Origin of the sequence: Streptomyces sp. NPDC037389 (assembly GCF_040636475.1) — a bacterium.
GTDB lineage: Bacteria > Actinomycetota > Actinomycetes > Streptomycetales > Streptomycetaceae > Streptomyces > Streptomyces hesseae.
The window spans coordinates 333,015-350,712 of the sequence record NZ_JBEZUS010000002.1; the positions used below are offsets into that span (position 1 = coordinate 333,015).

At 71.1% G+C, this 17,698-nt stretch carries 16 protein-coding genes; 3 read left to right on the forward strand and 13 right to left on the reverse strand.

The window, feature by feature from the left end:
• Positions 1 to 17: 17 nt before the first annotated feature.
• From AB0E98_RS05130 to AB0E98_RS05160, 7 genes are all read right to left on the reverse strand, one after another.
• Positions 18 to 1,253 (reverse strand): hypothetical protein, encoded by a 1,236-nt coding sequence (locus AB0E98_RS05130; RefSeq protein ID WP_361698732.1) that lies wholly within the window; start codon positions 1,251 to 1,253, stop codon positions 18 to 20.
• 304 nt (positions 1,254 to 1,557) lie between these two features.
• On the reverse strand, positions 1,558 to 2,208 hold the full coding sequence (locus AB0E98_RS05135) for a phosphoribosylanthranilate isomerase (RefSeq protein WP_361698734.1): 651 nt from the start codon (positions 2,206 to 2,208) through the stop codon (positions 1,558 to 1,560).
• Between the two features lie 140 nt (positions 2,209 to 2,348).
• Positions 2,349 to 3,155 (reverse strand): MgtC/SapB family protein, encoded by an 807-nt coding sequence (locus tag AB0E98_RS05140; RefSeq protein ID WP_361698736.1) that lies wholly within the window; start codon positions 3,153 to 3,155, stop codon positions 2,349 to 2,351.
• 58 nt (positions 3,156 to 3,213) lie between these two features.
• Positions 3,214 to 5,946, reverse strand: coding sequence for a magnesium-translocating P-type ATPase (gene mgtA, locus AB0E98_RS05145; RefSeq protein WP_361698738.1), 2,733 nt, complete (start codon positions 5,944 to 5,946; stop codon positions 3,214 to 3,216).
• A gap of 623 nt (positions 5,947 to 6,569) precedes the next feature.
• Entirely contained in the window at positions 6,570 to 7,040 is a 471-nt protein-coding gene (locus AB0E98_RS05150; protein WP_361698740.1) for a hypothetical protein, read from the reverse strand.
• A gap of 90 nt (positions 7,041 to 7,130) precedes the next feature.
• Positions 7,131 to 7,478, reverse strand: coding sequence for a hypothetical protein (locus AB0E98_RS05155; RefSeq protein ID WP_361698742.1), 348 nt, complete (start codon positions 7,476 to 7,478; stop codon positions 7,131 to 7,133).
• Positions 7,479 to 7,498: 20 nt separating this feature from the next.
• Positions 7,499 to 8,329 carry a helix-turn-helix transcriptional regulator gene (locus tag AB0E98_RS05160; protein WP_361698744.1) on the reverse strand — a complete coding sequence of 277 codons (831 nt, stop codon included), beginning with the start codon at positions 8,327 to 8,329 and terminating at the stop codon, positions 7,499 to 7,501.
• A gap of 94 nt (positions 8,330 to 8,423) precedes the next feature.
• Here AB0E98_RS05160 and AB0E98_RS05165 point away from each other — a divergent pair, with 94 nt between their 5' ends.
• The 3 genes from AB0E98_RS05165 to AB0E98_RS05175 all read left to right on the forward strand — a co-directional run bounded on the left by AB0E98_RS05165 (position 8,424) and on the right by AB0E98_RS05175 (position 10,268).
• Entirely contained in the window at positions 8,424 to 9,110 is a 687-nt protein-coding gene (locus AB0E98_RS05165) for an HAD family hydrolase (RefSeq protein WP_361698746.1), read from the forward strand.
• Positions 9,111 to 9,129: 19 nt separating this feature from the next.
• The gene (locus AB0E98_RS05170; protein ID WP_361698748.1) at positions 9,130 to 9,681 is read left to right on the forward strand and encodes a GNAT family N-acetyltransferase; all 552 of its coding nucleotides are present in this window, start codon (positions 9,130 to 9,132) and stop codon (positions 9,679 to 9,681) included.
• 143 nt (positions 9,682 to 9,824) lie between these two features.
• Positions 9,825 to 10,268: an RICIN domain-containing protein gene (locus AB0E98_RS05175; protein ID WP_361698750.1), complete on the forward strand. Its 444-nt coding sequence runs from the start codon at positions 9,825 to 9,827 to the stop codon at positions 10,266 to 10,268.
• A gap of 21 nt (positions 10,269 to 10,289) precedes the next feature.
• Here AB0E98_RS05175 and AB0E98_RS05180 read toward each other — a convergent pair whose 3' ends face one another.
• From AB0E98_RS05180 to AB0E98_RS05205, 6 genes are all read right to left on the reverse strand, one after another.
• Positions 10,290 to 10,949, reverse strand: coding sequence for a hypothetical protein (locus AB0E98_RS05180; RefSeq protein ID WP_361698752.1), 660 nt, complete (start codon positions 10,947 to 10,949; stop codon positions 10,290 to 10,292).
• 96 nt (positions 10,950 to 11,045) lie between these two features.
• The gene (locus AB0E98_RS05185) at positions 11,046 to 12,188 is read right to left on the reverse strand and encodes an XdhC/CoxI family protein (protein ID WP_361698754.1); all 1,143 of its coding nucleotides are present in this window, start codon (positions 12,186 to 12,188) and stop codon (positions 11,046 to 11,048) included.
• 38 nt (positions 12,189 to 12,226) lie between these two features.
• On the reverse strand, positions 12,227 to 13,687 hold the full coding sequence (locus AB0E98_RS05190) for an NCS2 family permease (protein WP_361698756.1): 1,461 nt from the start codon (positions 13,685 to 13,687) through the stop codon (positions 12,227 to 12,229).
• Positions 13,688 to 13,761: 74 nt separating this feature from the next.
• Positions 13,762 to 16,140: a xanthine dehydrogenase subunit D gene (pucD, locus tag AB0E98_RS05195; protein WP_361698758.1), complete on the reverse strand. Its 2,379-nt coding sequence runs from the start codon at positions 16,138 to 16,140 to the stop codon at positions 13,762 to 13,764.
• Between the two features lie 4 nt (positions 16,141 to 16,144).
• Positions 16,145 to 16,624 (reverse strand): (2Fe-2S)-binding protein, encoded by a 480-nt coding sequence (locus AB0E98_RS05200; RefSeq protein ID WP_361698760.1) that lies wholly within the window; start codon positions 16,622 to 16,624, stop codon positions 16,145 to 16,147.
• Positions 16,615 to 17,502: a xanthine dehydrogenase family protein subunit M gene (locus tag AB0E98_RS05205; protein WP_361698762.1), complete on the reverse strand. Its 888-nt coding sequence runs from the start codon at positions 17,500 to 17,502 to the stop codon at positions 16,615 to 16,617. Before AB0E98_RS05205 ends, AB0E98_RS05200 begins: the two co-directional genes overlap by 10 nt.
• Positions 17,503 to 17,698: the final 196 nt, after the last annotated feature.

Below are 17,698 nucleotides of genomic sequence, written 5' to 3' on the forward strand. Positions count from 1 at the left end.
CTCGCGGAAAACGCGCGTCAGAGCTTCACGGCCTGCTTCTCGTCGAGCAGATGGCGCCACTTGTCGAGGTCGCCACCGCGGGCGGTGATGAGGTGCGGCGTTCCGGCGGTGTCCACGAGGACTTCCGCCGCCGGCGGGATGTTGAGGAATTCCATGTGCTGCGTGGCGCAGTAGGCGCCGACGTCGAGGATCAGCATGTGGCTGCGGGCGTCGACGCCCTCGGGCACCGGGTACTCGCCGGGCAGGATGTAGTCGTGGCGCAGGATGCTGCGGCCGCGCAGCGCCGCGTGGACAGTGCCGGTGGAGTCCCCCGCGGGGATCTCCTTCATGTCGCCGTCGAGGAAGACCACGTTGTGGCGACGGTCGCGGAGCTGGGCCGAGGGCATCAGCATCCGGGAGCCGTCGGTGACGACGAGGCTGCCGACGGAGTTGGTGATGACGTTGCGCTCCACGCTGAGCAGGAGGGCTCCGGTGTCGGCCAGCACGTCCCGGGCCGGCTCGAAGAGGAACTTCACATGCTCCGGGATGCCCATCCGGTCGGCGCTCGCCCGCAGCGCCTTGAAGTACTGGCCCCAGTCGAAGTGCTTCTCCGTCTCGTCCCACTTCTCGTAGACGAAGCCGTGGCCGCCCGCGAAGTTGATGGAGTGGGCCTTGGGGAAGTGGGTCTGGAAGATGGTGAACATCGTCTCGATGATGCCGACCATGTCATCGAGGGAGTTGCCGCTTCCGCAGTAGACCTCAAGGCAGTCGAGGTCGCGCCCGTGCCGTTCCAGCAGGTCCGACAGGTTCTTGAGCTCGCTGAGCTTGATGCCGGGCTTCCCGGACTCGAGGCTGTCGATCCGGACGCTGATCGAGGGGGCGTCGTTGCGCAGCGAGTGGGAGACCTCGTCCAGGCTGGAGAGGAAGGTGGGGTAGCCCGCCCGGTCCCAGAAGCTGATCTCGTCGTCGGAGACATGGCCGGGGGAGACGATGAACTTGTCGAAGCCGAACTTCGTGAGGAGCTCGTACTCGCTCGGCAGCTGGAGCAGGACGCCCACGCCCAGGTCCTGGAACGGCCGCAGGACATGGGGGTTGGAATTGGGGAAGAAGGGGACGTAGAGCTCCACGCGGGAGCCGATACCGGCCGCCTCGGCGGCGCTCTGTACGCGTCCTATGTTCTTGACGATCTGTGCTTCGCTGTAGAGGAAGACCGGTGTCCCCACTCGTTCGGCGATCGGTCGCAGATCGACCTCACCGAGCCAGGTACCGGTCAATTTACAGTCGCTCTGACAGTCGTTCGCGGACATATCGCCGCCTCACTCTCTGGATACCGAAGTTCCTGACCGACGCTCTTGCCGTACACGGACGTGCGAAGTGCAAGGTGGTGCGAGGTTCTCGGGTGCTGGAGATCGTGAGCTTCCGGTTCGCGGACAGGCCGGAACCGCGCGGCGCGTCGAGGGCGCCGCGATCCATTGAAGGGTTGTCAGGGGGATATGCCAGGACAGGCGTTCACTTACCGCGCTGGCGTTCGAAGTCTACACGCGTGGGCCGGAGTTGGTCCTGATCCGACGGCCGGAATCATTCCACGGAGCGGGCGACCTGCACGAACTCTCTGATCAAATACGGGTCCTTTACTCCGCGCCGCGCCTCCACGCCACTGGAGACGTCCACACCCCAGGGGGCCGTGGTGCGGACGGCGTCCGCCACGTTCCCGGGGTTCAGCCCTCCGGCGAGGATCCAGCGGCCCGCCGGCGGGGTGAAGCTCCCGGCGGACCAGTCCCACGGCTGGCCGGAGCCGGGGGCCGGGGCGTCGAGCAGGAGGAGGTCCTCCCCCAGCTCGCCCAGGACCGGCGGCTCGCCGTGGCTGGACGTGGCGCGGATCAGCGTCCAGCCGTCGGGCCGCAGCTCCGCGTAGTGCGCGGGCCCCTCGTCGCCGTGGAGCTGTACGGCCCCGACGCCCGCGGCCCGCGCCAGCGCGCGCACCTCGGCCACGGGCTGGCCGCGGAAGACCCCGACGGTCAGGACGTGCCCGGGCACCCGCTCGGCCAGCGAACGGGCGAGGGCGGGGTCCACCGTGCGCGGGCCGCCCGGCGCGAAGACGAAGCCGATGGCGTCGGCCCCGGCCTCGACGGCCGTGTCCACGTCCTCGGCCGTGCGCAGGCCGCAGATCTTGACGAACAGCGGCGTGCGCGACGCCTCCGGTGCCTCCGACGCGTTCGAACCGTTCACGCCAGTCACGCTGAAACTCTCCCATCGCCGGATCACCCGCGAACGTACAGCACCCCGCGCCCGCCGCAACAGGGCCGGTCGCCTCCTTGCTCGGGCGCCCACGGGCGTCACCGGCGCCGACGACGGTCTCACCGGCGGTGTCACCGGCCGGTGAAGAGGTTCCGCACCCGGCGCCTGGCCCGGCGCCCCGCCGTGTAGTCGTCGTCACCGCCGTTGTCGTCGTCATCGTCCGGGCCGTGCAGCACGGTCCAGCTGACGGCGGAGACGGCGGGCTCCAGCGAGAGCCTGCTGACGGCCTCCTCCAGGAGGCTGTCGTCCCGGCGCTCGGTGCCGATCTCGGCCGCGACCGTCACCTTCCCCGCCGTCTCCGCGTCCCGGCTGTGCACCGAGCGCAGCCGGAAGCCGGGCCGGGTCACGGCCTGGACGACGAGTGTCCGGACGTGCGCCTCCTCGGGCTCGGTGCAGACCACCTCGAAGTGGTAGTCGGTGACCACCTCGGCCCCGCCGTACGCCCCCCGGTCCAGGCCCCGGGCGAGCGGGCGCAGCAGGGTGTTGGCGCCCACCACCCCGACCGTGCCGAGAGCGGCGAGGACGTACAGCCCGGTGCCGGCGAGGGCGCCGACGGCGGCCGAACACCACAGCGTGGCGGCGGTGTTGAGGCCGCGCACGCTCAGTCCGTCGCGCATGATGACGCCCGCGCCGAGGAAACCGATGCCGGAGACGATCTGCGCGGCGACGCGCGAGCCGTCGTAGCCGGTGGTGCTGGTGGCGCTGCTGAAACCGTAGGTGGAGAGCAGGACGAAGAGGGCGGATCCGGCGGCGACGAGCGCGTTGGTGCGCAGCCCCGCCATTCTGGCCCGCCACTGCCGCTCCAGCCCGATGATCGCACCGAAGCCGAGTCCTGCCCCGATGTTGGCCGCGAGCTGCCACTCGTGAACCATGGCCATGATCCGCCCCTCCTGAGTCCTTCTCCTGCGTCGATCTCTCATCGGCCTTATCGGCCGCTCAGAGCCAGCTGTTGAACCGGCGGATGTACCAGGTCTTCACCCCCTGGGTCAGCAGGCAGTAGGCGAGCAGGGTGCCGGCCAGCCACGGGAAGTACGTCAGGGGCAGCGCCTGCATCCCGAGCACCCCGGCGAGCGGGGAGAACGGCACCCAGATGCCGAACGCCATGATCAGCGCGGTCATCACCAGCACGGGCGCGGTGGCCCGGGACCGCAGGAAGGGGATCTTCCGGGTGCGCAGCATATGGACGACCAGGGTCTGGGTCAGCAGGCCCTCGACGAACCAGCCGGACTGGAAGAGCGCCTGGTGCGCCTCGCTGTTCGCCCCGAAGACGTGCCACATCAGCAGGTAGGTGGTGATGTCGAAGACGGAGCTGGTGGGCCCGAGGACGAGCATGAAGCGGCCGATGCCCCGGGCGTCCCAGGCACGGGGCTCGCGCAGGTACTCCTTGTCCATCCGGTCCCAGGGGGTGGCCAGCTGTGAGATGTCGTACGCGAGGTTCTGCACGAGCAGCTGCATGGCCAGCATCGGCTGGAAGGGGATGAAGGCGGAGGCGACGAGAACGGAGAAGACGTTCCCGAAGTTCGAGGAGGCCGTCATCTTGATGTACTTGATGGTGTTGCCGAAGGTCTGCCGGCCCTGGATGACGCCCTGCTCCAGGACCATGAGGTCCTTCTCCAGCAGGATGATGTCGGCGGACTCCTTGGCGATGTCGACGGCCGTGTCGACGGAGATGCCGACGTCGGCGTCGCGCAGCGCGGCGGCGTCGTTGATGCCGTCGCCGAGGAAGCCGACGGTGTGGCCCTCGGCCTGGAGGGCCCGGACGATCCGGGCCTTCTGCACGGGGTTCGCCTTGGCGAAGACGGTGGTCGTGGCCGTCAGCTCGCGCAGCGCGGCGTCGTCCAGCTCGTCGATCTCCGCGCCGGTGACGACGCGGCCGACGTCGATGCCGACGTCCGCGCAGACCCGGGCGGCGACCAGCTCGTTGTCACCGGTGACGACCTTGACGGCGATGCCGCTGTCGGCGAGCGCCGTCAGGGCGCGGGCGGCGTCCTTCTTCGGCGGGTCGAGGAAGGCGAGGAAGCCGATGAGGGTGAGCCCGGACTCGTCGGTGACGGTGTACGTCTCGCGATCGGCGGGCGTCGTACGGGTGGCGACGGCGAGGACGCGCAGGCCGAGCCGGTTGTTGGCCTCGGCGGTCAGGACCGCCTCACGGCGCAGCGCGTCGGTGAGGGGGACGCGGGCGCCGCGGTCGGTGATGTGGGTGCACAGGGCGAGGACTTCCTCGACGGCACCCTTGGTGATGAGGACGTTCTCGGCGGCGGGCCCGGTGAGCTCCTTCCGGGCGAGGACGACCGACATCCGCCGGCGGGCGAAGTCGAAGGGGATCTCGTCGACCATCGCGAAACGGGCGTCGACGACAACCTCCTCGGCTTCGAGCACGCGGTCGATGACGGCCTGGTCCAGCAGATTGCGCAGCCCGGTCTGGAAGTGGCTGTTGAGGTAGGCGTATTCGAGTACCTCACTGTCCTCGCCACCACGGACGTCGAGGTAGCGGTCGAGGACGATGCGGTCCTCGGTGAGGGTGCCGGTCTTGTCCGTGCAGAGCACGTCCATGGCGCCGAGGTTCTGGATGGCGTTGAGGCGCTTGACGACGACCTTGTGGCGGGACATGGCGACCGCGCCGCGCGCCAGGTTGGTGGTGACGACCATCGGCAGCATCTCGGGGGTGAGGCCGACGGCCACGGCGATCGCGAAGGTGAAGGCCTCGGCCCAGTCGCCCTTGGTGAACCCGTTGATCGCGAAGACCAGCGGGACCATGACCAGCATGAAGCGGATCAGCAGGTAGCTGACCTTCTTCACACCGGTGTCGAAGCTGGTCTCGGGGCGCTCGCCGACGAGGGAGCCGGCCATGGATCCGAAGTAGGTGTCCGAGCCGGTGGCGATGACCACGCCGGTGGCGGTGCCGGAGGTGACGGAGGTGCCCATGAGGGCGAGGTTGTCGGCCTCGACGGGGTCGGTGGTCGTGGACTGCCCGTAGTCGTGGACGCGGGTGTCGGCCTTGGGCGCGGGCAGCGACTCCCCGGAGAGCGCGGCCTGGCTGATCATGAGGTCCTTGGCCGTGAGCAGCCGCAGATCGGCGGGGACGAGATCGCCGGCGGCGAGCCGGACGACGTCGCCCTTGACGACCCGGTCCATGGGGATCTCGACGGTGGCCGGAGCGGTGTCCCGCCCGGCCCGGCGCTGGACGGCCGTGGTGGTGGTGACCAGGGCGCGCAGCGCGGCGGCCGCGGAGGAGGACCGGTACTCCTGCCAGAACCGCAGCAGGCCGCTGATCAGCACCATCGCGCCGAGGATGGGGATCTTGGGGTCGAAGGGCTCCTCGTCGGCGACCTGGAGCCACTGGGCGTACATGATCACGACGAGGGCGGTCAGGATCAGGATGAACGGGTTCCAGAAGGCCCTGGCCAGCTGGGCGTACCAGCGGGGGCCGCGGTCGTGGGCGACGACGTTGGCGCCGTCGCGCTCCAGACGCTCCTCGGCCTCGTCCTGCCGCAGCCCCTGCGGGGTGGCGCGGACGTCCTGGAGCACCTGCGCCCCGGGCAGGGCGCTGTACCGGGCGAGCCGCCCGGCGACGGCACGGGTCCCGGCCTCCAGCTCGGCGGCCTTCCGCTCCCGGCGGGCCCGGCCCGGCGGTGCGAGCTTCTGGGGGGTGAGGGTGGTGTTGGTCATGGCGGAACCTCTCTCCGGGCATGACGGCATGGCGGCGTGGCGCACGGGGACGTGCCTCGCCGCACCGTGGGCACGGAAAAGTGGGCGTGAAGATATGACGGCCCGACGCGCGGAGGGCAGCGGAAACCACCCGTGTCCGCGGGTTCAGGCGAAGGAAAAGGCCGACAACAACGGCCGATGAGGAAGGGGAATCACACGCGACAGCGAACAGACCGTGGCGGGTCTGTCACCGATCGACGAACAGCCGACGTGTCAGCGGAAAAACGGCGTCAGCGGGCCGTGCGCGGGAGAGGTGCGCTGTGGCGAGGACTTCCCTCGGGACTCCGACTGGTCATCCCGATCACCTCCTCGCTCGTACGGACAGCGCGGGTGCCGCCGACATACACGCCGAAGCGGGCCGGAACGGCACCTTCGGCACCCAGCATGCCACAGGAGTCGTGGGGGGCCACCCGTTCGGGGTAATGAACCCGCAAAGGGTTCGGGTGCCGCTTCGGGTGCCCGTACGCCGCTCCGGGCGCCGGGAGTGGCACCGACTGCCGCCACCAGCTCGCGCAGGTCGTCGGGGGCGGCAGGGCACGCGTGCGCGGCGCGCGCCGCCGTCCGTCCCTCGCCCGGCGCCGCCCTCAGTCCCGGGCTGCCGCAGCGGCCAGCTCGCGCAGGGCGCCGAGGTCGCAGAGCCCCGCCTCGTCGGTCGGCGGCGCGAGCAGCCAGTACGTCCCAGGCGGGCCGACGCGGTGCGTCGGGGGTACGCCGAGGTAGCCGCCGACGCCGCAGCAGGCGAGCCGGGGCTCGTCCGCGGCGGCGGACGTGCCGGGTGGTACGAGCGCGTAGTACCAGCGGTGGTGGGCGTCGGCGATGACGGCGCGAACGATGCCCACCTGCCGGAAGGCCCCCTCGACCGCCGCCCTGTCCTCGCCGCCCGCGCGGACGTACACGAACCTCGCGGGCAGACGGACGGCCTCGACGTGGATGCCCATCCGGATCATCGCGGGTTCGCCCCGCGCCCACGCCTCGCGCGCTTCGCGGGGGTGAGTTTCACGGGATACGAGCCAGCGGGTGGCGAGTTCGTTGTCACTGAAGCGGTGGGTGTTCATGCCGTTGACCGTAGGGATGCCACACCTGAGCCACCCGAGCTGTCAGCTCGGGTGAGCCACTGGCTCTTCCTCTGAGCCACTGGCTCTTCCTCACAGCAACCCGATGCGCTCCGCCAGCGATTCGGCCTGCTTGGCATGTATGACGCGGGCACGCTTGACGAGCCCCAGCACCATGTCGCGGGCCATTGGCGAACGAGCCAGGTCTTCAGGGGCAAGTTGCTCCAACTGCAGGAGGTGGAGCAACACAGCGGGATCCTCACGTCGGAGGTCATAGCACCGGATGATGTCGGCTGTGAATGTGAACGACCGCTCCAGCGACTCGAGTGTGCTCGTGTCCACGACATCCGCCATGCGCAGTGCTTCTCCGGTCTCACCGGCCTCGATCTCGATGCCGATGCTGTGCAGCTCGACATTCGTGGGGCCGAACACTGTCCACATGACATTGCCTTCGCCAACACTCAGCGCCGCCGGACGGGCATGCCGCCTGATCCGCTCCCGGGCACCCCACCAGTCCCGGCGTCGTGCCGCCGCGACCGCCGCGCCAGGTGAAGTGCGCCGACCATCGCGATCCGCTCCGGATCGTTGCCTCGCCCGGCCGACAACTCCCCGATAGCGCGCATGACGACTTGCTCGGCTCCATCCGGCTCGCCGGACGCGAGGAGCGCGTGTCCCAAGTTCCACTCGGCGGCCGCGATCCGGATGGGGTCGTCGCTGTCCTCCGCGGCCCGGAGGCCACGGTCCGCGGCGAGCAGGCAGAGGTCGGTGCGGCCTGTGCGGCGAAGGTAGGAACGCAGCAGGAAGCAGAGGTCGGCAGCTACTCCGGAGGTTTCCCGCCGGGCCTTCGCATCGGAGCCGACCCGGTGCGCACGCAGGGATTGCTCGACATCACCAATGAGGTGAGGCAAGACCGCAGCCGCATCGGTGAACCGCGTGGGGGAAGTCTGCCAGCTTCGCCATGCTCCCTCGACCCGCTCCCGGAGATCGGCCGGGCCGGCACAAGCCCCGGCGTGCCGCAGGCCGATGCCCAGGAAAGCCTCAACGAGGCCTGGCGCGGAAGAGACTTCGGGCGCGCCGGCCGCCACGGGTTCCTCACCCAGCAAGGCGGCTACGGGCACGCCGAGTTCCCGTGCAATAGCTTGCAGAACCGGGATCGAAGGGATCTTCAGCCCTCGTTCGATCTGCGACAGGTAATCCGGTGAGATGCCGACAAGCCCTGCGATGACGTCCTGCCGACGCTGCTTCCGGTAGCGGCGGATCCTGGCGCCCACGGGCAGATCCGGAGCGACCATCGCCGCCCTCCGTCCTCAAGCCGAGCGATCGCCCCAGCGTAGCGGGATCCGACCCTGCCTGTGACAAGCTGAGCACAGGCGGTAGGGGGCACGCATGACGACAGGGCTCGTTCTCTGGGACATCGATCACACGCTCGTCGACACCCGAGGAGCCGGGCGGGCATTGTTCGCCGAGGCCTTCCTGCGGGTGACAGGTGTGCGGATGACCGGCCAGCCCCGCATCGACGGTCTGACCGAGCCGGTCATCTTCCGCGAGACTGCCAGGATGCACGGACTGCGCACCAGCTCCGCCGAGTTCGCGGATTTCGCCGTCGCTCTCGCCGAGGCCCACCTGCGCGGCATCGCCGGACTACGCGACCGGGGTCGAGCCCTGCCCGGCGCGGCTTCAGCGCTGACCGCGCTGAGCCAAGTCCCCGGCGTCAGGCAAACCGTCCTCACCGGTAACATCCGCGTCGCGGCCGAGGTGAAGCTCGCGGCCTTCGGCCTCGACCGCCACCTCGACCTCACTATCGGCGCGTATGGCGAGGAATCCGAAGAGCGAGCCGGCCTCGTGGGTCTGGCCCTCGCCCGGGCGTCCTGCCCGGCCGCAGACGCGGTCCTCGTCGGGGACACCCCGGGAGACGTGCGGGCCGGGCTGGCTTCCGGGGTGCGCGTGGTGGCCGTGGCCACCGGACGGAGCAGCGAGGAGGAGCTGCGCTCCGCCGGTGCCGAAGCAGTCGTAGCGGACCTTTCCGCCCATCGTGACGCTGTCGACCTGATCCTGAACGGAACGCATGGGTGATGCACAGTGAGGAGGTCGCATGGCCGAGGTGACCTATGAGCGGAGCTACGGCCCCGGCGCAGCCACCCTGCTCGACGGTTTCCTCCCGGCCTACGAGGAGGTGTACGTCGAGGCGCCCTACAGCGAAGGCCCCCGGGAGGTGGCCGAGTTCATCGAGCTCTTCCAGCGCCAGGCCCTGCGCCCCGGCTTCCGGTTAATCCTCGCCCGCGATGACGACGAAGTCGTCGGCTTCGCCTTCGGGTACCGGCTTCCGGCGGACACCTCGTGGTGGAACGGGATGCTCACACCGCTGCCGTCGCAGGACTTCACCCGGGAAACCGGGGAGCGCACCTTCACCATCATCGAGCTGGCGGTCCGTAAGCCATGGCGCCGACGCGGCATCGCCGACGCGCTGCACACTCGGCTCGTCGACGGCCTCGGTGTCGAGCGGGTCACCTTGACGATGCGCCCCGAGCCGGAGGCCGCGCCCGCGCAACGCGCGTACGAGGCATGGGGGTACGTCAAGGTCGGGCGGACCCGGCCGTGGGACGAGGCGCCGGTCTATGACGCCATGGTGCTCGGCCTGCGGTGAAGGCGGGTTCGTGGCAACGGTCCACGAACCCGGCCCATGGCCGGATCCGTATGTGTGTACGCAACGCGCCATGGACGTTCGCGATCAAGAACGCTACGTTCCCCCGCCGGGGCGACACGCGCCCCTCCGCAGAGAGGACTCGCATGACCGCGATCACCGGCTTCCACACCCTGACGTCCGTCAAGAGCGGCAAGCTCCTGGACGTGGCAGGCGCGAGCACGCAGGACGGCGGCAACGTCTACCAGTGGGAGGCCAACGGCACCGACGCGCAGGCATGGGAATTCCTGCCCGGCGGGCAGGAGGGCGTCTATCTGCTGCGCGCCCGTTGCAGCGGCAAGGTGCTGGATGTGCACGAGAGCGGCACCGGCAATGGTGCGAACGTCCTCCAGTGGACGGCCAAGGACGACCGTCCCGGTCAGAAGTGGCGGCTGACCCCGCTCGGCGGGGACGTCTACACGCTCACCAACGTGCACAGCAGCAAGCTCTTGGACGTCGAGAACAACGGCCTGGACAACGGCACGAACGTGATCATCTGGGGCTCCAACGGCGGCGACAACCAGAAGTGGCGCCTCACGGCCGTCAAGTAGCCAGGACAGGCTCGGGCGCGCTCACCGCTCCCGGGCCTTCCGCAGCCCTACGACGCTCACGGCGAGCCCCGGCACGGCCAGGATCCCCGCGAGGATCACGTCGACAACGCCCAGCGTGCCGAGAAGAGACGTGTCCGCGATCACGACGACCGGCGCGGTCAGCAGCAGCCAGGCGCTGCCGGCGAAGGCCAGGGAGCGCCGGCGGGAGCACGCTGCCGCGCATACCGCCACCCCGGCCAGGAGCCAGAAGCCGGACAGGCGCCACAGCAGTGAACTCCCGGCGGACGGGAGGTAGTCGGTGGCGTGCCCCCCGACCTCCACGCGGGTCATCGTGCCGCGCCACAGCCGGACGTCGGCCGGGGTGCCCCGCCGAGCGGCGTCGTACGTACTGCCCTTGACCGTCAGCCAGACGGTGTCCCGCCCGTAGCGGACGCGGAGCCGTTGTTCTTCGGGCGGGCAGCCGTCGCCGGGGCAGCCCCTGGTGCCCATGTCGACGACTTCGCCCTTCACCCGCTCGAAGCAGTCGGCACCGGCCGGGCCGCCGGCGGGGCACAGGGGTGCCCGTTCGTACACCACCCGGTCCCGGTACGCGTCCTCCACCCACGACGGGACGTGGACGAGGCCGAGAACGCTGACCGCCAGTACCACCACCCGCACGCACACCCATGCCCACCTGGACATCGCCGGTTCCTCCCCCGTACCGAACACACGACGCGCTCAGCGTAGGAGAACGCGTCCGGCCACCCATGGTGAGGTTCCGGCCACGCTCGACCCCCGTCACCGGGCGACCACCGGCTCCACCGCCCTCCCCCAGCTCTCGTCGTGGTGGATCGGCACCCTCCCGCCCGTCAGCGGAATCCCCGATCCCCCACGCCGCTGCGCGATGATTTCCGCTGCGATGGAGAGGGCCGTCTCCTCCGGTGTCCGGGCGCCGAGGTCCAGGCCGATCGGGGAGCACAGCCTCGCCAGCTCCCCCTCCGACAGCCCCACTTCCCTCAGCCGCGCCAGCCGCGCCTCGTGCGTACGCCGCGAGCCCATCGCGCCCACGTACGCCACCGGCAGCCGCAACGCCCGTTCCAGCAGCGGGACATCGAACTTCGCGTCGTGCGTCAGGACGCACACCACCGTACGGGCGTCGACCGCCACCCTGTCCAGATACCGGTGCGGCCAGTCGGCCACGACCTCGTCCGCCTCCGGAAAGCGCTTCGCCGTCGCGAAGACGGGGCGGGCGTCGCACACCGTCACGTGGTAGCCGAGGAACTTGCCCGCCCGCACCAGCGCCGCCGCGAAGTCGATCGCACCGAAGACGAGCATCCGGGGCGGCGGCACGCTGCACTCCACCAGCAGCCGTACCGGCTCCCCGCAGCACGAGCCGTCCGCGCCGACGTCGACCGGGGCCGTACGGCCCGCGTCGAGCAGGGCCAGCGCCGCCCGGGCCGCCGTCGCTTCCAGCACGGCCGGGCCGCCCAGGCCGCCCTCGACCGGACGGCCGCCGGGCCGTACGAGCAGGGCGCGGCCCGGCGTCCCGGGCGGGCCCGTCACCACGCGCGCGAGCGCCAGCGGCTCGCCGCGCGCGGCGGCGGACAGCGCCGAGGCCAGCACCGGGTCCCGCCGTACCGGGGTCACCAGGACGTCGAGTTCGCCGCCGCAGGTGAGGCCGACGGCGAAGGCGTCCTCGTCCGAGTAGCCGAATCGTTCCAGCAGGGTCTCCCCGGTCTCCAGGGCCGTCCGGCACAGCTCGTACACCGCGCCCTCCACGCACCCTCCGGAGACCGAGCCGACGGCCGTGCCCTCGCTGTCGACGGCGAGGGCCGCGCCCGGCGGGCGGGGCGCGCTGCCCCGGACGGCCACCACCGTGGCCACCGCGAAGTCACGGCCCTCCGCGCACCACCGGTGCAGTTCCGAGGCGATGTCCAACACAGCCGATGCCCCCTGCTTCCCTGACTTCTCTGGCTTCCCTACTTCACGCCCAGCCACTGCTCGATCGGGTGCAGGGCGAAGTAGCCCGCGAAGACGAGGGTCAGCACCCACATGAAGACGCCCGGCTCGCGCCAGCGGCCCTGCCCGGCCTTGATGACGGTGTAGGCGATGACGCCGCCGCCGACGCCCACGGTGATGGAGTACGTGAACGGCATCAGCACCACCGTCAGGAAGACCGGGATGGTGACCGCCCGGTCCGTCCAGTCGATGTGGCGGGCGTGGCTCATCATCATCGCGCCGATGACGACCAGCGCGGCCGCGGCGATCTCGCCGGGGACGATCCTGGTCAGGGGCGTGAAGAACAGGCACGCCGTGAAGAACAGTCCGGTGACGACGGACGACAGGCCCGTACGGGCGCCCTCGCCCACGCCCGTCGCCGACTCGACGAAGACCGTCTGGCCCGAGGCCCCGGCCACCCCGCCGATCGCGCCGCCCGCGCCGTCGACGAGCAGCGCCCGGCTCAGGCCGGGCATCCGGCCGCGCTCGTCGGCGAGTCCGGCCTCGGTGCCCACGCCGATGATCGTGGCCATGGCGTCGAAGAACCCGGCCAGCACCAGTGTGAAGACGATCATCCCCACGGTCACCCCGCCGACCTTCCCCCAGCCGCCGAACTCGACCTGGCCGAAGAGGGAGAAGTCGGGCATGGAGACGGCGCCGCCGGTGAGTTTCGGGGCGCCGTTCTGCCAGGTGCGGGGGCCGAGGCCGAAGGCCGCGTTCACGACGACGGCGAGCACGGTGCCGGCGACGATGCCGATGAGGATCGCGCCGGGCACGTCGCGCGCCTGGAGCATGAAGATCAGCAGCAGGGTGATACAGAAGAGCAGCACCGGCCAGCCGGCCAGCTCGCCCGCCGGGCCGAGGGTGACCGGTCCCCCGGACTTCGCGGCGTGCACGAAACCCGCCTTGACCAGGCCGATCAGGGCGATGAACATGCCGATGCCCATGGTGATGGCGTGCTTGAGCTCCAGCGGGATGGCGTTCATGACGCGTTCGCGCAGCCCGGTGAGGACGAGGGCCATGATGACGACGCCGTAGAGGACGCACATGCCCATGGCCTGCGACCAGGTCAGCTGGGGCGCGACCTGGGTGGAGAGCACCCCGGAGACCCCCAGGCCGGCCGCGAGTGCCAGCGGAACTCTGCCTATCAGGCCCATCAGCAGGGTGGACAGCGCTGCCGCGAAGGCCGTCGCGGTGATCAGGCCCGTCCGGGCGAGGGTGTGCCGCTCGGCGTCCGGGCCGGACAGGATCAAGGGGTTGAGCAGGAGGATGTAGCTCATCGCCATGAACGTGGTGACGCCACCGCGCACTTCGCGGGCGAGGGTCGAGCCGCGTTCGGAGATGTGGAAGTAACGATCGAGCGCGGACCGTCCGGCGGGCGGACGCGAGCCCGCGCCCGCGTCCTCCGCCGTGGTCCCCGGCCGCACGGATGCATGGGTCATGGTGTGGCTGCTCCAGATTCCGGTGGGGGCCGCACGACCCGGGGGACGGCCCGAGACGGTGTGGGAAGAGAGGGTCAGGTGCCCGTCAGGTGTTCCGGCCGGACCGGGACCCGGGCGAGGGCCAGGCCCGTGGCCTGCCGGATCGCCGCCACGACGGCCGGCGTCGAGGAGAGGGTGGGGGCCTCCCCCACCCCGCGCAGACCGTACGGGGCGTGGTCGTCGGCGAGTTCGAGGACGTCGACCGGGATGGCGGGCGTATCGAGGATGGTGGGGATGAGGTAGTCGGTGAAGGAGGGGTTGCGGACCTTCGCGGTCACCGGGTCGACGACGATCTCCTCCATCACCGCGAGGCCCAGCCCCTGTGTCGTACCGCCCTGGATCTGGCCGGTCACGGACAGCGGGTTGAGCGCCTTGCCGACGTCCTGGGCGCACGCCAGCTCCACGACCTTGACCAGGCCCAGCTCGGTGTCGACCTCCACGACCGCCCGGTGGGCGGCGAAGGAGTACTGGACGTGCCCGAAGCCCTGCCCGGTGCGCCGGTCGAAGGGCTGGGTGGGGCGGTGCCGCCACTCCTCCTCGACCTCGACGACCTCGCCCTCCAGGACGTCCACGAGCGTGGCGAGGACCTCGCCGCCGTCGGTGACCACCTTGCCGTCCTCCAGCAGGAGTTCGCCGGTGGCCCACGCGGGGTGGTAGGTGCCGAACCGGGCCCGGGCCAGCTCCAGGAGCTTCTCCCGCACCAGCTCGCAGGCGTGCTTGACCGCACCGCCGGTGACATACGTCTGCCGGGAGGCGGAGGTGGAGCCCGCGGAGCCGACGCGGGTGTCGGCGGGGTGGATCGTCACCCGGGCGACGCCCAGCTCGGTCCGGGCTATCTGGGCGTGCACGGTGACCCCGCCCTGTCCCACCTCGGCCATCGCGGTGTGGACGGTGGCCACGGCCTCGCCGCCCACCGCCTCCAGCCGGACGCGGGCGGTGGAGTGGTCGTCGAAGCCCTCGGAGAAGCCGACGTTCTTGATGCCGACCGCGTAGCCGACGCCCCGGACGACCGATTCGCCATGGGTGGTGTTGGACAGACCGCCCGGCAGCGCCCGGACGTCCGGGTCACCGCCCGCCGACTCCCACTGCCGGGCCGGTGGCAGCGGCATCGCCTTGACGCGCCGCAGCAGTTCGGCGACGGGCGCGGGCGAGTCGACGACCTGGCCGGTCGGCATCACCGCCCCCTGCGCCATGGCGTTGCGGCGGCGGAGCTCGACCGGGTCCATGCCGAGCGCGGCCGCGAGCTTGTCCATCTGCGCCTCGTAGGCGAAGCACGCCTGGACCGCGCCGAAGCCGCGCATCGCCCCGCAGGGCGGGTTGTTGGTGTAGAGGGCGAGGGCCTCGACGTCGACGTGCTCGACGACGTACGGGCCCACGGCGAGGGAGGCGGCGTTGCCGACGACGGCCGGGGAGGACGAGGCGTAGGCGCCGCCGTCCAGCACGATGCGGGCCGTCACATAGACGAGGTCGCCGTCGCGGGTCGCCCCGTGCTCGTAGCGGAGTTTGGCGGGGTGGCGGTGGACGTGGCCGAAGAAGGACTCGAAGCGGTTGTAGACCATCTTGACCGGCCGGCCGGTGCGCAGCGCGAGCAGACAGGCGTGGGCCTGCATGGACAGGTCCTCGCGGCCGCCGAAGGCGCCGCCGACGCCGGAGAGCGTCATGCGGACCTTGTCCTCGGGCAGGCCGAGGACGGGGGCGATCTGGCGGAGGTCGGCGTGGAGCCACTGGGTGGCGATGTAGAGGTCGACGCCGCCGTCCTCGGCGGGGACGGCGAGCCCGGACTCGGGGCCGAGGAACGCCTGGTCCTGCATGCCGACTTCGTACTCGCCGGTGACGACGACGGCGGCGCGGTCCTTGTGGGCGGCGACGTCGCCGCGGACGACGGGCTGGCGGTGGACGATGTTGGGGTGCGGGACGTGGGGGGCGTGGTCGTCCGTGCGGCCCGGGTGGAGGACGGGGGCGCCGGGGACGGTGGCGCTCGCCTCGTCGGTGACGACGGGCAGCGGCTCGTAGCCGACGCGGATCTTCGCGGCGGCGCGGCGGGCGGTCTCGGGGTGGTCGGCGGCGACGAGCGCCACGGGCTCGCCGTGGTGGCGGACGACGCCGTCGGCGAGGACGGGGGTGTCCTTGATCTCCAGCCCGTAGCGGGTGGCGGCGGGCAGGTCGGCGTGGGTGAGGACGGCGTGGACGCCCGGGGTGGCGAGGGCCTCGGCGATGTCGAGGGAGCGGATGCGGGCGTGGGCGTGGGGGCTGCGCAGCGTCACTCCCCAGAGCATGTCCTCGTGCCACAGGTCGGAGGCGTAGGCGAATTCGCCGGTGACCTTGAGGGTGCCGTCGGGGCGGAGGGTGGACTCGCCGATGCCGCCCTTGGCGTCGCCGGCCTGGGTGAGCCCGGTGGGGGTCAGGTCGCGCATCGGGTCAGCCCTCCGCTCCGGTGCGGGCCGCCGCGAGGCGGACGGCGTCGAGGATCTTCTCGTATCCGGTGCAGCGGCACAGATTGCCCGAGAGGGCCTCGCGGATGTCGGCGTCGGAGGGGTCGGGCCGGTGCTTGAGCAGGTCGTCGGCGGCGACGAGGAGGCCGGGGGTGCAGAAGCCGCACTGGACGGCGCCGGTCGCGATGAACGCCTGCTGGACCACGGAGAGTTCGCCGGTCTCCTGGTCGGTCAGGCCCTCGACGGTGTCGACGTCCCGGCCCTCGGCCTGGCCCGCCGCCACGAGGCAGGCACACACGGGGACGCCGTCGAGGCGCACCGTGCAGGAGCCGCATTCGCCTTGTTCGCAGGCGTTCTTGGAGCCCGGCAGGCCGAGCCGTTCGCGCAGGACGTGCAGCAGGGACTCGCCCTCCCAGACGTCGTCGGCCTGCTGGGTGCGGCCGTTGACCGTGAACGTCACGCGCATCGCGCTTCTCCTTCCCCCGTCGTGTACGCGTCCCACACCCAGCCGAGGGTGCGGCGGGCCATGACGCCGACGGCGTGGCGGCGGTAGCGGGCGCTGCCGCGCACGTCGTCGATCGGGTTGCAGGCGCCCGAGCACAGCTCGGCGAACTGCCGTACGGCGGACGGGGTGATGGGGCGCCCCGACTCCCAGAGGCCGTCCTCGTCCAGGACCGCGGCGAGGAAGTCCTCGGCGGCCCGGGCGCGCACCGGGGTGGGCGCCGCCGAGCCGATGCCGGTGCGGACCGTGCGGCTCTCGGGGTGGAGGGCGATGCCGAAGGCGCAGACGGCGATGACCATGGCGTTGCGCGTGCCGACCTTGGAGAACTGCTGCGGCCCGGTGGCCTTGCGGACGCGGACGGCGCGGATGAGCTCGTCCGGGGCGAGGGCGTTGCGTTTGACGCCGGTGTAGAACTCCTCGACCGGGATCAACCGGGTACCACGTACCGACTCCGCCTCCACCCGGGCGCCCGCGGCGAGCAGCGGGGGGTGGCTGTCGCCGGCCGGGGAGGCGGCGCCGAGGTTGCCGCCGACGCTGCCCCGGTTGCGGATCTGCGGGGAGCCGACGGTGTGGGCGGCGAGGGCGAGGCCGGGCAGCGGGGTGCGGAGCTCGTCGAGGACGCGGGTGTACGGGACGGCGGCGCCGAGGCGGATGTCGGGACCGTCGTCGTCCCATTCGTAAAGTTCACCGATGCGGGTGAGGTCCAGGAGGTGTGCCGGACGGCGGTGGTCGAAGTTGATCTCGACCATCACATCCGTGCCGCCCGCGATGGGCACGGCCGTGGGGTGCTCGGCCTTGGCGGCCAGCGCTTCCTCCCAGGCGGCGGGGCGCAGGAATTCCATGGGCGGTCTCTTCTCGAGGGATCGAGGGGTTCGAGGGGGGCTTCATGTCCTGTTCACGCGGCGCACCGCCAGTACAGCGACGCGTGACCGGCCCGGTGCAGTCACCGAAAACATGAAGCTGGTTGGCTGGCCAGGCCCCATGTCTTGTAGATTCGAACGAAAGACGGGATGCAGAAACCTCACTGCATTCCACGGG

Excerpts from the sequence above, each read along its gene's own strand:
- AB0E98_RS05140 (WP_361698736.1), bottom strand. The coding sequence starts at position 3,155 with ATGGCCATGGTTCACGAGTGGCAGCTCGCGGCCAACATCGGGGCAGGA.
- mgtA (WP_361698738.1), bottom strand. The coding sequence starts at position 5,946 with ATGACCAACACCACCCTCACCCCCCAGAAGCTCGCACCGCCGGGCCGG.
- AB0E98_RS05150 (WP_361698740.1), bottom strand. The coding sequence starts at position 7,040 with ATGAACACCCACCGCTTCAGTGACAACGAACTCGCCACCCGCTGGCTC.
- AB0E98_RS05155 (WP_361698742.1), bottom strand. The coding sequence starts at position 7,478 with ATGTGGACAGTGTTCGGCCCCACGAATGTCGAGCTGCACAGCATCGGC.
- AB0E98_RS05160 (WP_361698744.1), bottom strand. The coding sequence starts at position 8,329 with ATGGTCGCTCCGGATCTGCCCGTGGGCGCCAGGATCCGCCGCTACCGG.
- AB0E98_RS05165 (WP_361698746.1), top strand. The coding sequence starts at position 8,424 with ATGACGACAGGGCTCGTTCTCTGGGACATCGATCACACGCTCGTCGAC.
- AB0E98_RS05170 (WP_361698748.1), top strand. The coding sequence starts at position 9,130 with ATGGCCGAGGTGACCTATGAGCGGAGCTACGGCCCCGGCGCAGCCACC.
- AB0E98_RS05175 (WP_361698750.1), top strand. The coding sequence starts at position 9,825 with ATGACCGCGATCACCGGCTTCCACACCCTGACGTCCGTCAAGAGCGGC.
- AB0E98_RS05180 (WP_361698752.1), bottom strand. The coding sequence starts at position 10,949 with ATGTCCAGGTGGGCATGGGTGTGCGTGCGGGTGGTGGTACTGGCGGTC.
- AB0E98_RS05190 (WP_361698756.1), bottom strand. The coding sequence starts at position 13,687 with ATGACCCATGCATCCGTGCGGCCGGGGACCACGGCGGAGGACGCGGGC.
- pucD (WP_361698758.1), bottom strand. The coding sequence starts at position 16,140 with ATGCGCGACCTGACCCCCACCGGGCTCACCCAGGCCGGCGACGCCAAG.
- AB0E98_RS05200 (WP_361698760.1), bottom strand. The coding sequence starts at position 16,624 with ATGCGCGTGACGTTCACGGTCAACGGCCGCACCCAGCAGGCCGACGAC.
- AB0E98_RS05205 (WP_361698762.1), bottom strand. The coding sequence starts at position 17,502 with ATGGAATTCCTGCGCCCCGCCGCCTGGGAGGAAGCGCTGGCCGCCAAG.